At 32.6% G+C, this 14,993-nt stretch carries 13 protein-coding genes and 3 tRNA genes; 11 read left to right on the top strand and 5 right to left on the bottom strand.

Features of this window, described 5'->3' with window-relative positions:
* Window positions 1-64 precede the first annotated feature (64 nt).
* Window positions 65-1,282, top strand: coding sequence for an MFS transporter (locus tag V4762_RS07975; RefSeq protein ID WP_347315258.1), 1,218 nt, complete (start codon window positions 65-67; stop codon window positions 1,280-1,282).
* A 123-nt stretch (window positions 1,283-1,405) separates the two neighbouring features.
* Window positions 1,406-1,951 carry a flavodoxin family protein gene (locus V4762_RS07980; RefSeq protein ID WP_347315259.1) on the top strand — a complete coding sequence of 182 codons (546 nt, stop codon included), beginning with the start codon at window positions 1,406-1,408 and terminating at the stop codon, window positions 1,949-1,951.
* A 106-nt stretch (window positions 1,952-2,057) separates the two neighbouring features.
* Here V4762_RS07980 and V4762_RS07985 read toward each other — a convergent pair.
* Window positions 2,058-2,133 (bottom strand) — tRNA-Thr (locus V4762_RS07985).
* A gap of 120 nt (window positions 2,134-2,253) precedes the next feature.
* Between V4762_RS07985 and wrbA the strand changes: the two genes are divergently transcribed.
* Window positions 2,254-2,913 carry an NAD(P)H:quinone oxidoreductase gene (wrbA, locus tag V4762_RS07990; RefSeq protein ID WP_347315260.1) on the top strand — a complete coding sequence of 220 codons (660 nt, stop codon included), beginning with the start codon at window positions 2,254-2,256 and terminating at the stop codon, window positions 2,911-2,913.
* A gap of 16 nt (window positions 2,914-2,929) precedes the next feature.
* Window positions 2,930-3,898 (top strand): 2-hydroxyacid dehydrogenase, encoded by a 969-nt coding sequence (locus tag V4762_RS07995; RefSeq protein ID WP_347315261.1) that lies wholly within the window; start codon window positions 2,930-2,932, stop codon window positions 3,896-3,898.
* 3 nt (window positions 3,899-3,901) lie between these two features.
* Here the strand turns inward: V4762_RS07995 and V4762_RS08000 are convergent, their stop codons facing one another.
* The 4 genes from V4762_RS08000 to V4762_RS08015 are packed head-to-tail and all read right to left on the bottom strand — an operon-like array spanning window position 3,902 to window position 8,430.
* Complete coding sequence (locus V4762_RS08000; RefSeq protein WP_347315262.1) at window positions 3,902-5,185, bottom strand: sensor domain-containing diguanylate cyclase; 1,284 nt, start codon at window positions 5,183-5,185, stop codon at window positions 3,902-3,904.
* A 6-nt stretch (window positions 5,186-5,191) separates the two neighbouring features.
* On the bottom strand, window positions 5,192-5,659 hold the full coding sequence (locus V4762_RS08005) for a hypothetical protein (RefSeq protein ID WP_347315263.1): 468 nt from the start codon (window positions 5,657-5,659) through the stop codon (window positions 5,192-5,194).
* A 42-nt stretch (window positions 5,660-5,701) separates the two neighbouring features.
* Window positions 5,702-7,525 (bottom strand): WD40 repeat domain-containing protein, encoded by a 1,824-nt coding sequence (locus tag V4762_RS08010; protein WP_347315264.1) that lies wholly within the window; start codon window positions 7,523-7,525, stop codon window positions 5,702-5,704.
* On the bottom strand, window positions 7,522-8,430 hold the full coding sequence (locus tag V4762_RS08015; protein ID WP_347315265.1) for a J domain-containing protein: 909 nt from the start codon (window positions 8,428-8,430) through the stop codon (window positions 7,522-7,524). Before V4762_RS08015 ends, V4762_RS08010 begins: the two co-directional genes overlap by 4 nt.
* On the opposite strand from V4762_RS08015, the gene V4762_RS08020 reads away from it, so the two are divergent.
* The 7 genes from V4762_RS08020 (at window position 8,391) to rho (ending at window position 14,844) form a co-directional block, all read left to right on the top strand.
* Complete coding sequence (locus tag V4762_RS08020) at window positions 8,391-9,428, top strand: agmatine deiminase family protein (protein WP_347315266.1); 1,038 nt, start codon at window positions 8,391-8,393, stop codon at window positions 9,426-9,428. The two genes, V4762_RS08015 and V4762_RS08020, sit on opposite strands and share 40 nt — an antisense overlap.
* Window positions 9,418-10,287 (top strand): carbon-nitrogen hydrolase, encoded by an 870-nt coding sequence (locus V4762_RS08025; RefSeq protein WP_347315267.1) that lies wholly within the window; start codon window positions 9,418-9,420, stop codon window positions 10,285-10,287. The genes V4762_RS08020 and V4762_RS08025 overlap by 11 nt, the downstream gene beginning before the upstream one ends.
* 248 nt (window positions 10,288-10,535) lie before the next feature.
* Window positions 10,536-10,619: transfer RNA gene (locus tag V4762_RS08030), tRNA-Leu, on the top strand.
* 10 nt (window positions 10,620-10,629) lie between these two features.
* Window positions 10,630-10,704, top strand: a tRNA-Gly gene (locus V4762_RS08035).
* A 62-nt stretch (window positions 10,705-10,766) separates the two neighbouring features.
* A complete protein-coding gene (locus V4762_RS08040; RefSeq protein WP_347315271.1) occupies window positions 10,767-11,933 on the top strand; it encodes an LL-diaminopimelate aminotransferase in 1,167 nt (388 codons plus the stop codon).
* 4 nt (window positions 11,934-11,937) lie between these two features.
* Window positions 11,938-13,200: a GTPase HflX gene (hflX, locus tag V4762_RS08045; RefSeq protein ID WP_347315268.1), complete on the top strand. Its 1,263-nt coding sequence runs from the start codon at window positions 11,938-11,940 to the stop codon at window positions 13,198-13,200.
* A gap of 51 nt (window positions 13,201-13,251) precedes the next feature.
* Entirely contained in the window at window positions 13,252-14,844 is a 1,593-nt protein-coding gene (rho, locus tag V4762_RS08050; RefSeq protein WP_347315269.1) for a transcription termination factor Rho, read from the top strand.
* Window positions 14,845-14,993 lie beyond the last annotated feature (149 nt).

The raw sequence follows: 14,993 nt of genomic DNA on the forward strand, positions 1-14,993 counted from the left end.
GACCTTGCAAAATATTTATACACGGCGGGATATACCGTTCTGTGCAATAAGGAGATGCTAAAAATTGAGTTACATAGAGGTTGGAAGCAAAGAGTACAAAAAGGTTTCTGCAGGCATTTTGATTGGCAGTATAGTAAATTTTGCGTTGATGTATTCACCGCAGCCGCTAATTAGTCTATATTCCGAGCTATATCATGTCTCACCTGAGACTGCAAGCTTGTCAATCTCTCTAACAACTATCACGATGTCGGTATGTTTATTTTTTGTATCACTTTTTATAAGTTCTTGGAATAGAAAATTGATAATGAGCTGTTCTTTGGTTTTGACATCTCTTTGTGCAATTTTAACAGCTTTTCTGCCTAACTTTTACTTGTTTTTGGCTCTAAGACTTTTTGAAGGAATAGTTGTGGCGGGCTTTCCATCCATTGCAATGACATATTTACACGAAGAATTTTCACCAAGAGATATTGGTAAGGTCATAGGATACTATGTTTCAGGAACTGCAATAGGTGGTTTTTCTGGCAGGATTTTGACGGGCATATTTACTGATGTATTAAATTGGCACATAGCATTCTTAATACAAGGAATTATTTGTCTAATTGCCAGCATATGGTTTTGGCTTAACCTGCCTGAATCAAATAATTTTAATAAAACAAACATATCTATTCGACGTCTTAAATCTGTTTTGGTATTCACTCTATTTAACACAAAGCTTGCAAACCTATATTTAACTGGGTTTTTGTTGATGGGTGCATATATTACCGTTCTGAACTACATCGGATATCCCCTCACAAGAGCACCGTACGATCTGAGCCAAACAGCTTTTGGATTTTTGTTTGTAGTAAATCTTGTCGGGGTATTTAGCTCAGCATTTTTTGGAAGGCTGGCAGATCAATATTCAAGAAAAATTATAATGGGCGTTGCCCTCTCAATCTTCATTGTAGGCGCCTTGCTTACATTAGAGCCATTTTTACTTGTTAAGATAATGGGCGTTGCCCTTGTAGCCTTTGGTTTCTTTGCAGGACATGCTGTAGCAAGTGGTTGGGTTGGCTTTCTTGCATCAAGGAAGCAAAAGTGTCAGGCAGCTTCTTATTATTTGTTTTTCTACTATTTGGGAGCAAGCCTATTGGGTTGGGCTGGCGGCTTCTTCCTTAAACCTTTTGGCTGGAGTGGAATAGTTTACTATGTATGTATCTTGTTAATTATTGCGTTTCTTGCCTCAGTAAAGCCATTTTCTCACAGATTGAGCACAGGACTAGTAAGGGTTTTCTCAAGGTCATAAAAGCTGAGCTCCACAGATAAAATATACAAAGTGAATTAATTCACAACAAGCATTCGTGGTATCATTGTTGATATAGATTGATCTATATGTATAAAAGAATAATATACTTATGGAGGAGCAAAAATGTCTAAAAACATACTTGTTTTAACGGGTAGCCCCAGAAGAAAGGGAAACAGCGATCTTTTAGCGGATGCTTTTATAGATGGAGCAAAAAGTGCAGGACACAGCATAGTGAAATTTGAAACTGCAGAAAAAAATATAGAGGGTTGCAAAGCCTGCAATAAGTGTTTTACAAAAGATAGGGCGTGCTTCTTTTCGGATGATTTTAATGAACTGGCTCCCATAGTTATGAATTCTGATTTATTAGTAATCTCTACTCCTTTATATTGGTTTTCATACCCATCTAAGCTGAAGGCTGCAATTGATAAATTCTATTCATTTCTTATTGGCAATGTTAAGCTGCAGGTAAAAGAGAGCTTGTTAATTGTTTGCGGTGCTGCAGAGAATCAAAAAGAATTTCAAGGAATTGTTAAATCATACGAATTAATAGCTGACTACATGAAATGGACCAGCAAAGGCGCAATAACAATAATGGGGATGCACGAAAAGGACGATGTGTTAAAAACTGATTGGCTAAAAAAAATTGAAGAAGTTGGAAAAAATATTTAAAATTTAAAGGGGTGGAAATTAATTACAGATTTTTAGAAATAAGTAGTTATTAGAAAGTTTAAAACGTACTTACTACAAAAAGATAAAATAAAAATATGATAAAAAATGGAGCCGAGGATCAGAGTCGAACTGACAACCTGCTGATTACAAATCAGCTGCTCTGCCTATTGAGCTACCTCGGCAACGGCTAAATTATAACATAATAAATTAAATTTTGAAAAGTATCAAAATACTTTAAATGAAAATAAACATTTAATTAAGAATAGATATATAATTAAATTATAAAAATAAAGGAGGAGCATATGAGTAAGATATTAGTTGTTTATTATTCTTTATACGGTCACATCCACGAGCTTGCTGAAGCTATTGGAAGCGGGGCTAGCAGTGTAGAGGGAGTAAAGGTATCTATAAAAAGAGTGCCAGAAACACTTTCAGACGATGTAATAGAAAAAATGGGGGCAAAGGAGATACAACAAAAAATAAAAAGCTCTATTCCTGAAGCATCATTGGATGATTTAACCAACGCTGACGCAGTAATATTTGGAACCCCTACAAGATTTGGAAATATGTGCGCACAAATGAAGTCATTTTTAGACAGCACGGGTGGAGTATGGGCAAGGGGAGAGCTTTTTGGAAAAGTTGGCAGCGTATTTGCATCCTCAAACACCCAGCATGGCGGGCAAGAATCTACCATTCTTACCTTCATGCCATATTTATTTCACCAAGGAATGATAGTAGTAGGGTTGCCATATCTTTTTAAGGGTCAAACTATTATGGACCAGATCACAGGTTGCTCACCATATGGCGCATCTTGTGTCGCTGGTGAAAATTCATCAAGGAATGTATCTAAAAATGAGCTTGATGGTGCATTTTTTCAAGGCAAATATGTAGCACTCGTTACAAATGATATTTATAAAAACAGAGAGAGAAATTTTAACTCGTTAATTTCACTGAATAATTAAAACTTAGGAGGGAAATATGGCCAAAAAACCAAAAGTTATTATGACGAACAAAATATTGGATGAGCCTTACAATTGGCTAAATGAAAGAGTAGAATTAATTTGTTGGGATCAGGAAAATCTGCCGCCACAAACAGTAATTAAAGAATGGCTCCAAGATGCTGATGGGCTATATTCTGCATTCTATCCAGTAAACAAGTCTTTATTAGAGGACGCAAAGAACATTAAAGTAGTTACTCAATGTGCAGTTGGATACGACAACATTGACGTAAAATATTGTACAGAAAGAAAGATACCAGTATGCAATACTCCTTATGTGGTGGTAGAAGCTACTGCTGAACTTACTTACGGTTTGCTAATATGTGCCGCAAGAGATGTAATAAAAGCAGTAAATTATGTAAAAGAGGGCAAATGGATTAAAAATTTTGGATATCCATTATCTCACGATTTACACGGTAAAACTCTTGGTATTTTCGGTATGGGAAATGTAGGCACTGCTCTGGCAAGAAGGGCTAACGCTTCGCTCATGAACGTAATATATCACAATAGAAAGCCAAAATCTGACGACAAGAACATAAATGCAAGATATGTAGGATTTGAAGAATTGATCGAAACCTCAGATTACATAGTTATACTTTCGCCATTGACACCTGAAACAAAGGGAAAGTTTAATTATGATGTTTTTAAGAAGATGAAAAAGACTGCAATATTGGTAAACGCAGCAAGAGGCCCAATTGTAGTAACTGAAGATCTATATAAGGCTCTCTTAGATAAAGAGATTGCATTTGCTGCATTAGACGTAGTAGATCCAGAACCAATTCCCAATAATAGTCTTCTCTTAACTTTACCAAACGTTATTATCACGCCGCACATAGGCACTGCTACATACGAAACAAGATTAAATATGATGCAGCTTGCAGCTGAAAATCTATTTGATGTGCTAGAAGGAAGAAAGCCAAAATATTGTGTAAACCCGGAAGTTCTTTAGGGCTTAACTTTTTATTTTCTTTATAGAATACATCGCCTGATCAGCTTGATGAATTATTTTATCAATTTCTTTAAGCTGATCAGGTTTTATTTCTGATACGCCGCAAGAAACTGATAAATTGAAGTTCAAGGTTCCTGAAGAATTGAAATCATAAATCTTTTTGGATATCCTATCCAATATTTGATCTGTGTTGCTTCTTGAATTACACATTACCAGCGCTACAAACTCGTCGCCCCCAAAACGAGCCAACAAATCATTTTCTCTAAATGCTGATTTTAAAATTTTTGCAATATTTTTTATAGCTATATCACCATTGACATGTCCATAGGTATCATTGATTATCTTTAGCTTATCAATGTCAAAGAAAAATAAAAATAACTTCTTACCATCTAATTTCATTTTTTCATAATTGCCCTTGATATGTACGAAAAAACCTCTTCTATTTAAAATTTCTGTAAGCGGATCAATATAAGAGAGATACAGATTTCTGGTTGCAGTTTCTTTGTGTTTTGAGATGTCCATTGCAAAAATTGAAACCAGATCGTTGTTTAAAGAGTTTTTTAAGCTTGATATCATTACAGAAAAGGTTTTATTATTTTTAAAATCCATTTCTGAAGCAAAGTTAATTTTTTGTTTGACAACGTTTTCTATCTGACAATCCTCACACGGGCTCTCTCTCCCAAAAAGCAGCTTGTAGCAATTGGAGCTTGTATTGTCAAGGTTTCTTGCCTGTTGATTGGCAAAGATAACGTTATAGTTTCTATCTACAATTAACAAGTAAAAAGGTAAATTTTGGATAACTGTGGTTATAATTTCTTGATCCAGATTAGCAGATAGGTTTTCTTGTATCTTTTTTGTAATATCTTTATAAATTATTATTTTGCCCTTAAAATCTAAGCTGCCTGTAAGTGGAGTAGAGCGCCTTTCCAAAATAGTGCCATTTGTAAGCTCTACAATATCTGACGTTTCTTTGCTTAAATCTAAAATTTCAGAATTTCTTTTTAAAAAAGCAACTGAATTAATAACATTTTTTGATAAAAAATTATTAGATTCTTCTAAACTACAATCAAAAAAATCGCTTTCTTCTGAATCTAAATTCCATAGATTTAAATACTTGGAATTATAAAAAATACATTTTAGGTTGCTATCATATACGATTATTGCATCTTCAAAGTTTTCTAAAATGTTTAAAAATAAAAATTTAAGTTTTTCTTCAGATAAGATGACATTATCTACAAGACAAGATCTTTTATAAAATGATCCTTGCCCTACATCATCAGAATCCATTATAGGTTAACGTTCTTTTGATGCATAAGGATCTTCATTTAATATGTTTGCCCAGCGCATTATCCAATCTCTAGTTTTGTTTGGGTCTACATTTGTCATTGAAATAAGAGATTTATCGTCAATATTAAAATCGAGCTGCGACTTTCTGAAACCAAGAAAATAATCCCTGGTAACTGCAAGCTCTAATTGATTAAAATCTTCAGTAAGGCTATACTTGTTCATTATGTACCAGGCAGAGAAATCATAACCCATTTTAAAACTATCGTTAAAAAAGCTCTCTTTCTTATTCTTTTCATAGGCATCAGAAGAGCAAATAACAAAATCAGTAGGAGTCTTTGCGCTTAGAGAGCAGTCTTTGGTCGAGTTATAACCCTTTAAAAAATCTGCTTGATTAAAATCTGACGGCTTAGCCTGGGCGTTTAAAGAGATTAAAGTTAACAATAAAAATAAACATATACCAATTATATATTTCATATATGCCTCCTGTTACAAATTTATTATATAGTTTATTATAATTTAAAATTTCCAAAAATTAACAATTTTATCAAAACCTACTGATAACAGAATATTTGAATTACTTTTAAATTTAATATCTGCAATCTTATCATAGTGTCCGACAAATTGTTTTATTATCTCAGATGATACAACATCATATAGATAGATTTCATCATCGCAGGAAAACGCAAAATACATTCCATCATCGGAAAAGGTCAATAAGTCTATCTTCTTTAGGTCAAATTTTATTTCAGCCAATAGTTTTCCCAATCTGTCATACATTTTTAGAACTTTATCATTGTAATATCCTATAATATTTAGCCTTGAGCAAACAGAAAACTTTCCATCGTCAATTCCAGTATTAAAGCAGTCAAATAAACTCTTAAGTTCTGCATCATATATAAAAATCTGACCATCCTTAGTAGAAAGATAAAACCTATTTTTAAATAACAAAACTTTAAATGGGCTAAATTCAATTTCGAATGAATTTATGGAAATTTCTTTTTTTGTCAAATCTAATAAGTATAGTTTATTTTCTTTTTCAGTCCAGTAGGCAGCACTGTCAGCTGCTGATAGAGCAGTTTCAGCGTTTTTAACATTGATAATGCTAAAATTTTTCAAATCTAAGCCATTATAAACATAGACATTATAATTTTTATTAAAACAGAGCAACTTTTCAGAATCAGTGTGAACAAAAATTTTATTAATTGGTACTTCTGGCTCCAATATCTCAGAAAAATTTACTTCTTGACTATTTAAAGAGCACTTCTTCAAGATCCCAGACTTTGTACCAAAATAAACTTTTTTTATATCCTCTGAAATCAGGGCTGTTGAAATCTGCTCATTAAAATTGAAAATTTTTTTATTTGCTAAATCTGAGCTACTTTTGTTGTATTTAATAATTATAGATTTTGATAAAGGGGAGTCTTTTTTTGTTAATATCTTAAGATTTGATGAAGAATTTATTACAGACATTGCGATATCTGAGTAGTTTACGAATTTAGCATCAAGACAGGTTCCATAAGTATTAGCAGTATAGATAGATTGCAGAGAGTCAAGCTTATAGATATTCAATGAGTTTGAATGAGATTCGTCTGTAGACAGAACATATTTAACATCTACGGAGGCTGACAGATTAACTATCTTATTGTTGCTCATAAAAATTTTATTTTCTGAAATATTGGTATTGAAGTTAAAAATTTCAATCAAGCCATTCTCAAATCCTAAAAAAATTAAGTTTTCATTTAGCTTTATGTCATAAGAGGTAATTTTCAAGTTATTTTCATAGAGCAGAAGTTTTTTATTATTTTTTAATGACAAGAAGTAGATCTTGGAATCGTCTGTAAGATAAGATATTAAATCTAATCCATCAAAATAAAAAATTTTTCTTATCGGTTTATTCTCAATTTTTTTGTGATATATAATTTTTCCTTGAAGAATAGAATAAATAAAAATACATCCATCCCAAGTGCCGACTACTAAAAATTCTTCGTTGTCGCTGGATGATATTGCGATAATAGGGTTTTTAGATAAAAATATCTTTCCAAGAAAAAGTCCATCTAACATTGACCAAAAATTTATTGTGCCATCGAAAAAGCCCAGAATAAAATATTTGGCATTTTTGGATATTGATGAAACGGTAGGAAAGGAAGTATTCCAATATATCTTGTGCAATATATCAAAATCAATTTTTTTTATATCAGGAGATTTCTTATCCGATTTGAGATCAATCTCCATAAAATCTATTTCTTCAATGCTTCTAATAATAATCTTGTCCAAAATTAAAGAATTGGAAGAAATATTAAACATCTTCGAATCAATAGGTTCTAAAAATTCATTTTTCACAGGTCAATCTTTCCCAAGTTTTTAAGTTTTTTATTATATTTGTCTATCTCTAAGAGAATTGATGATTCAATTTTTGATAATAGATCTATGCCATATTCTAACATCTCATCAACCTTTTTATAAAGATTATAAATATTTAAACTCTTTAATTCTTGAATTTTGATACTAACTTCTTCAATCTCATTATTTAAAGAAACTATCTTATTTCTTAGTATTTTTATTTGAGAAGCCAAAGAATCGTCATTTTCACATCCGAGAGCCTCAACCAATTCTTGTAATTTTCTAATGTCCAGCTGATCGTAGGCCAGGTTAATTTCTGACATTAAATTATGGAAAATAATTCTTTCCTGCTCAGACCTAGCCTTATCTGGATGGAATCTGGAAGCAAGTTTCCTATATATTATCTTAATTTTGTCATAACTTGCGGGTACTAAATCTTCTGGCACTTCTTCGATGTCTTCATCGCCCGAAAGGTTTGAGCTGATCTCATCTTCAATTTTATTTAATTCCATTTCTTTTTCAAATAGAGATTCTTTAATATGATGTTTTATGAAGTCATCGTTTTTTTGATTAAGACTGTTATCCAATTGAATTTTAGCAAATTTTAATTTTAGCCTGTCAAGCTCCAAATACAGCTTTCCTATTCTATCCTGATATGTCCTATAAAAGAAAGATAGTTTATTTTTAAGAGAAAGATAATCGCTTTTAATATTTTCAAGATCACGTTTTAATTTGTTAATATGTATTTGCAACTTTAAGATTTCATTGTTCATATCATATTCAATTTTTTTATCTTCATATTCCATAGTAACAATTATATATAAAGAAGTTAAAATTATGTAATATAGAAAAATTGGAGGTTTAATTGAATAATCTAATTTCAGAATGGGAACAACAAGATGCATTAATGCTCGTATATCCTCATGAGAAATCTGATTGGAACGATAATCTTTTAAAAGTCCGAACGTTATATCACGAGCTGATAAAGAAAGCCATCAAGTTTGGCAAAATAATATTAATAATACCTGAGAATATGAATTATAAAAATGAATTGAATATCGATGATAAGAATCTGATATGCATTAAAGCTAAAACTAATGACACCTGGATTAGAGATAATGGACCAATTTTTATAAAAGAAAATGGGATTTTTACAGCTTTAAACTTTAAATTTAACGGTTGGGGAAATAAATTTAACTATAAATTAGATAACGATTTAAATAACAGGATATTTTCATCCAATTTACTTGCAAAAAGTGTAATGAAAAAAAATTTAAACTTTGTGTTGGAGGGGGGGAGTATTGATAACAATGGCGATGGAATAATTCTAACAACAGAAAATTGCCTACTAAATAAAAATAGAAACCCTCAGTATTCAAAAGATGCAATTGAAGGACTATTTTATGAGGTATTTGGACAAAATAAAATATTGTGGTTGAAGAACGGAAAATTAATGGGTGATCATACAGATTCTCATATTGATATGTTAGCAAAATTTGTAAACAAAGATACTATTGTGTACGTCAAATCAGCAAATAGAAATTACCCATATTTTAATGAGCTAAAATTAATGGAAGAGGAATTGAAGGATTTTAGAGACTGCAATGACAAACCCTTCAACCTCGTACCTATAATTCTGCCTGAGATCAAAGATGGACAAGGAAATTATTTGCCCGCTACTTATACTAATTTTTTAATATTTAATTCTGCTGTAGTTGTACCCATTTACAACTCAAAAGAAGATATACAAGCTATGAGCGTATTTGAAAGCATTTTCCTTAACAAAGAAATCATTCAAATTGACTGTAGAATATTAATTAGCCAGGGTGGAGCTATACACTGCACTACAAATAATATTCCAAAGGGATTTCTAAACCAGGAGGTTTTAATAGATGAGCATTAGAGTTTGTCTTGTGCAAAAAAAATGTAATTTTTCGTTAGATGAAAATATTTTACAAGCTGAAAAAGCTATACTTGAGGCTAAACAAAAGGGAGCCGATATATTAGTATTTTCAGAACTATTTTTAAATAGTTATTTCTGTATATCGGAGAATCCAAATAATTTCGACCTTGCTTTAGAAAACAGTTCGAGCGTAATAAAACATTTTCAAAAATTAGCTCTTTCAAATAATTTGGTGATTATTTTTCCTTATTTCGAAAAAAGGTCACAAGGAATATATCACAATAGCGCTATAATTATCGATAAAGATGGCAGTATATCAGGCAAATACAGAAAGATGCACATTCCAGATGATCCAGGATATTTTGAAAAATTTTACTTTACACCTGGAGATTTAGGTTTTGAGCCAATTAATTGCAGTCTTGGAAGAATAGGCATTTTAATATGTTGGGACCAATGGTTTCCTGAGGCAGCACGAATAATGGCGCTAAAAGGTGCTCAAATAATAATCTATCCTACTGCCATTGGATTTGATCCTCATGAAAAAAGATCTGAACAAAAAAAACAGTTAGAAGCATGGCTTACCATTCAAAGATCTCATGCAATTGCAAACTCGCTATATGTCTTATCTGTAAACAGGGTAGGCACTGAGACCAAACATGGTCAAAAAATTAAATTTTGGGGAAATAGTTTTGTTTGTGGGCCTCAGGGAGAATTTATCGTAAAGGCAAAAGATAATGAAGAGATTATGTATGCAAACATTGATATAGGTAAAAATGAAGATGTCAGGCGTATATGGCCTTTTTTTAGGGACAGAAGGTGCTCTGATTACAAAGAAATAGGAAGTTGTTTTATCGATTAAACTTGTGATCGGGTATATTTGTAAATTTCATTTGTTTGGACATGTAGATCAAAGCTGCACAATTAAAGCTTTATTTGAAATAATCTTTATAAAATAGTAGATATAAATAGGTTTTTTTAAAAAGTTTTTCGTTAAAAATTGAATTGCACTTGAGATTATTACTTTATTTCATTAACAACGAATAAATTAAAAATTTAAAAAATAATTGACAAAAAAAATTTTTAAACTATAATATTTCTTAGTCACTTGGGCGAGTGGCGGAATGGCAGACGCGCCAGGCTTAGGACCTGGTGGATAAAACCGTGGGGGTTCAAGTCCCTTCTCGCCCACCAGAAAATAAATGCGGGAATAGCTCAGCGGTAGAGCATCGCCTTGCCAAGGCGAGGGTCGTGGGTTCGAATCCCATTTCCCGCTCCATATTCTAAATAAAATAATGAACTTATAATAATAAACAAATTCTTCTTGAGGAGGAACCAAAAATCAGAACTGCAAACAGAATCCAAAACGTACCACCTTATCTATTCTCTGAGATTGACAAAAAGAAAAATATGCTTAGAGCACAAGGAAAAGATCTAATAGATTTCGGAATTGGAGATCCAGATCTACCAACTCCAATGTTCGTGGTAGATGCAATGAAAAAATATGTAGAAGACCCGAAAAATCATAGATACCCACCATACGAAGGAACCCTATCCTTCAGAAAAACCGTTTCTGAATGGTTTTTGAAAAGATTTAATGTAGCTCTCGATCCTGACAGTGAAATAATGGCCCTCATAGGATCCAAAGAAGGCATCGCTCATCTTCCTTTTGCATTCGTTGACGAAGGAGATTACACACTTGTACCGAATCCTGCATATCCGGTTTACAACGTAGCTACCATTCTCTCAGGTGGCAAACCATATTTTATGCCTTTAAATGATAGCAATAACTTTTTGCCAGAATTAGAAAAAATTCCAACTCAGGTCTTAGAAAATACAAAAATTTTATTTTTAAATTATCCAAATAATCCAACAGGAGCTGTGGCAAGTTTAGAGTTTTTTGAAAAAGCAGTTAATTTTGCTAAAAAATATGACTTTCTAATTTGCCACGATATGGCTTATTCTGAAATGACTTATGATAATTACGTAAGCCCTAGTTTATTGCAGGTCGATGGGGCAAAAGAAGTAGCCATTGAATTTCATTCACTCTCAAAGATGTTCAATATGACAGGTTGGAGAGTTGGTTTTGCAGTTGGTTCCAAATTAGCCATAAAGGCTTTGGGAATTATTAAAACCAATATTGACTCGGGACTTTTTGTGGCTATCCAGCAGGCATCAGAAATTGCTTTACAGGATGACTCTAATTTCATTGCGAAGATGAACAAGATTTATATAAAGAGAAGAGATCTTTTAGTAAGCGGTCTTCAAAGCCTTGGCTCAGACATAGTAGCTCCCAAAGGATCATTTTACCTCTGGGTAAAAACTCCTACTGGTTTTAATGCTTCTACTTTTACAGAAAGATTGATGTTAGAAACAGATATAGTTGTAACGCCTGGTAGCGGATATGGGTCTGAGGGTGATGGATATGTTAGATTTGCTATTACCGTAAGTGAAGAAAGAATTGGAGAGGCCATTGAAAGAATGAAGTCAAGAAGCATCCAATTTTAACAACTTGTTAAAAAGCAAGTTTAAAAATGCTTTAATTTTAGAAACATTTCATCCCCATGAAGATGTAGAATATTTTTTAGAAGAGACTAAAGCTCTATGTCTAACAGCAAATTTTAATCCTGTTTTATCAGTTTTGTACAAATTAAATAGAACTGATAAAGTTTTTCGAATTGGTAAGGGTAAGGCAGAAGAAATAAAAAATTTAATTTTAGAAAACGATATTGAGGCAGTAATTGTAGACAGTGAAATAAACCCTCATACCTATAGAAATCTAATTGATATATGGAATGTAGAAGTAGTTGATAGAAATGCCCTTATAATATCAATATTTGCAAAAAGAGCCAGCACTAAACAGGGGAAATTGCAGGTAGAATTGGCAAGACTAAATTATCTGTTATCACAAACATCTGGTTGGGGAAAAGTTTTGTCAAGATTAGGCGGCGGCATTGGCACAAGAGGACCAGGAGAAACAAAAAAAGAACAGGACAGAAGAACATTAAGATTAAAAGTTAGCAAATTAAAAAGTGAAATAAGTACTATTGAAAAAAGAGATAAAGTTATTAAAGAGAATATAAACAACTCAAGTTTTCCAAAAATTTCTTTAGTGGGCTATACAAATGCAGGAAAATCTACACTGATGAAGGTGTTAACAGAATCTGATGTTTTAGTACAGGATCAGCTTTTTTCAACACTTGACACAAAAACTGCTATAATAAAGTTTGACGATAGAACAAAAGTTTTTCTTACAGACACAGTAGGTTTTATTAGAAAACTTCCACACAAGCTGATAGAAGCTTTTAAAGCTACCTTGTCACAAATAAGCGATTCAAATTTTTTATTACATGTTGTAGATGCCTCAAAACCCATTGAAATGGTAAAACAAGATATCAATAACGTAAATAGTGTTCTTAAAGAAATAAATGCAAATGATATTCCAAGCATACTAGTTTTTAACAAAATTGATGAGTGTGTGTATTTGGATGAAATCTATAGTCTTGCTGAGCTTTATAAGCCATATTGTTTCATAAGTGCGTTAAATGGAACGGGTATCAACCAGCTATTAGATAAAATTAAACAATTTATTTATCCAAACAGAATAAAGATTAAAATATTTTTACCACACAACAAAACAAAAATTATTAATTTAATTAAAAATTTTTCAGGAAGGATATTGGAAGAAGAATGGTCTACATTAGGGGTAACAATTGTCTTAGACATACCTCAAGATTATGCCGATTTTTTAAATGACTATATTATTGAAATCTAAAAACCGAAAGGAGGAAGGACAAGGGAGCATCCCAAGTCTTGCTTAGATCTTATGAAATTTACAAATGAAGAATTGAACGAAAAATCTGTAAAAGAGCTCAGAATAATAGCGAAACAGGTAGGGGTTACAGGATACTTTATAATGAAAAAGACGGAGCTGGTAGACAAAATTTTTAAAGCTATAAAAAATATTGAAGGTAGCGAAGAAAAAAAACCTATTAAAAGAGAGAGTGTAAAAGACGAATCTAAAACCAAGACTAAAGCACCCATAGATACCAAAAATTTGGAATTACTTCTTGATAAAGTTTCCGATGCTAAGATAGAATTAAAAAATACTCGAAAAAAAGAGGTTGTGAAACCATCAACTCAGGGTGAAATACAAACTCCAAAAGTTGAAGAGCCAAAAACTGTCCAGACGCCAGAGAACAACAACAATCTTCTAAAGAGCAAAGAAACAAACACCTTTCAGAAAAAAGAATTTTATACTTTTAAGGACAAGCAGTATCCACGTGATGACAAAAGAGACGATCTAGTAAGGTCAAAAGGAATACTGGATATCACACAAGATGGTTATGGGTTTTTAAGAGTAAAAAGTTACCGATCATCTCCAAATGATATTTACGTAGCCCCATCTCAGATAAGAAGATTTGATTTAATTCAGGGAGATGAAATTTCTGGCTTAACTAGACCTCCAAGGGATAGCGAAAGGTATTTTAGCTTAATCAAAATAGATCACATAAACGATCTTTTGCCAGAGGACCTGAGAAACAGAAAACATTTTGAATCGCTGACTCCTGTATTTCCTCATAAGCGCTTCAGGTTAGAGAGCTCATCAGAAGATGAATCTACAAGGATAATCGATCTTTTTACTCCAATTGGTAAGGGTCAAAGAGGTCTGATAGTCGCACCTCCAAAAGCTGGCAAGACAACACTTTTAAAGAAGATAGCACAATCAATAGAAATTAATCATCCAGACACTCATTTGATGGTAGTCCTGATTGATGAAAGACCAGAAGAGGTTACAGATTGGAAACGCTCAGTAAAAGGCGAGGTTATAAGCTCAACTTTTGATGAAGAGCAAGAAAATCACACAAGACTTTCTGAGCTGGCACTTGAAAGGGCAAAAAGGCTTGTCGAAACTGGCAAAGACGTTCTCATACTTATGGATTCGATCACAAGATTAACCAGAGCATACAACACTACGATACAGACCACTGGAAGAACCCTATCAGGCGGAATCGATGCATCTGCCATTCATAAACCAAAAAGATTTTTTGGTGCAGCAAGGTCGGTAGAGCAGGGCGGGAGCCTTACAATATTGGCTACATGTCTTGTAGAAACAGGCAGCAGGATGGACGACGTTATCTTCGAAGAATTTAAGGGAACTGGAAACTGGGAATTGATATTGGATAGAAAGCTCGCAGATAAGAGAATTTTCCCCGCATTCGATCTGAAAAAATCTAGCACTCGTAAAGAAGAACTTCTTTTGACACCCGAAGAGCTAAGAAAAATATGGCATCTTAGAAGGGTTCTTGCCTCCAGAGAGGGTAGCGACGTTACAGAACTTATTCTCGAATACATAAAGAAAACTAAAAATAATAAGGAATTCTTAGCCAAGATAGACGAAAGAGGAGCACAGTTTTAAAATAGTTTACCAATCAAATAAACTAAACAAAATCTTATTTATACAAATATAAATTATTGTTATATAAAAATATAAATATTTTGCTTGCATTGATTTGATTTATATATTAATATACATTATAAGTCAAATATTACTTAGAAAGGAGATTT

This window comes from Thermodesulfobium sp. 4217-1, from assembly GCF_039822205.1.
Taxonomy (GTDB): domain Bacteria; phylum Thermodesulfobiota; class Thermodesulfobiia; order Thermodesulfobiales; family Thermodesulfobiaceae; genus Thermodesulfobium.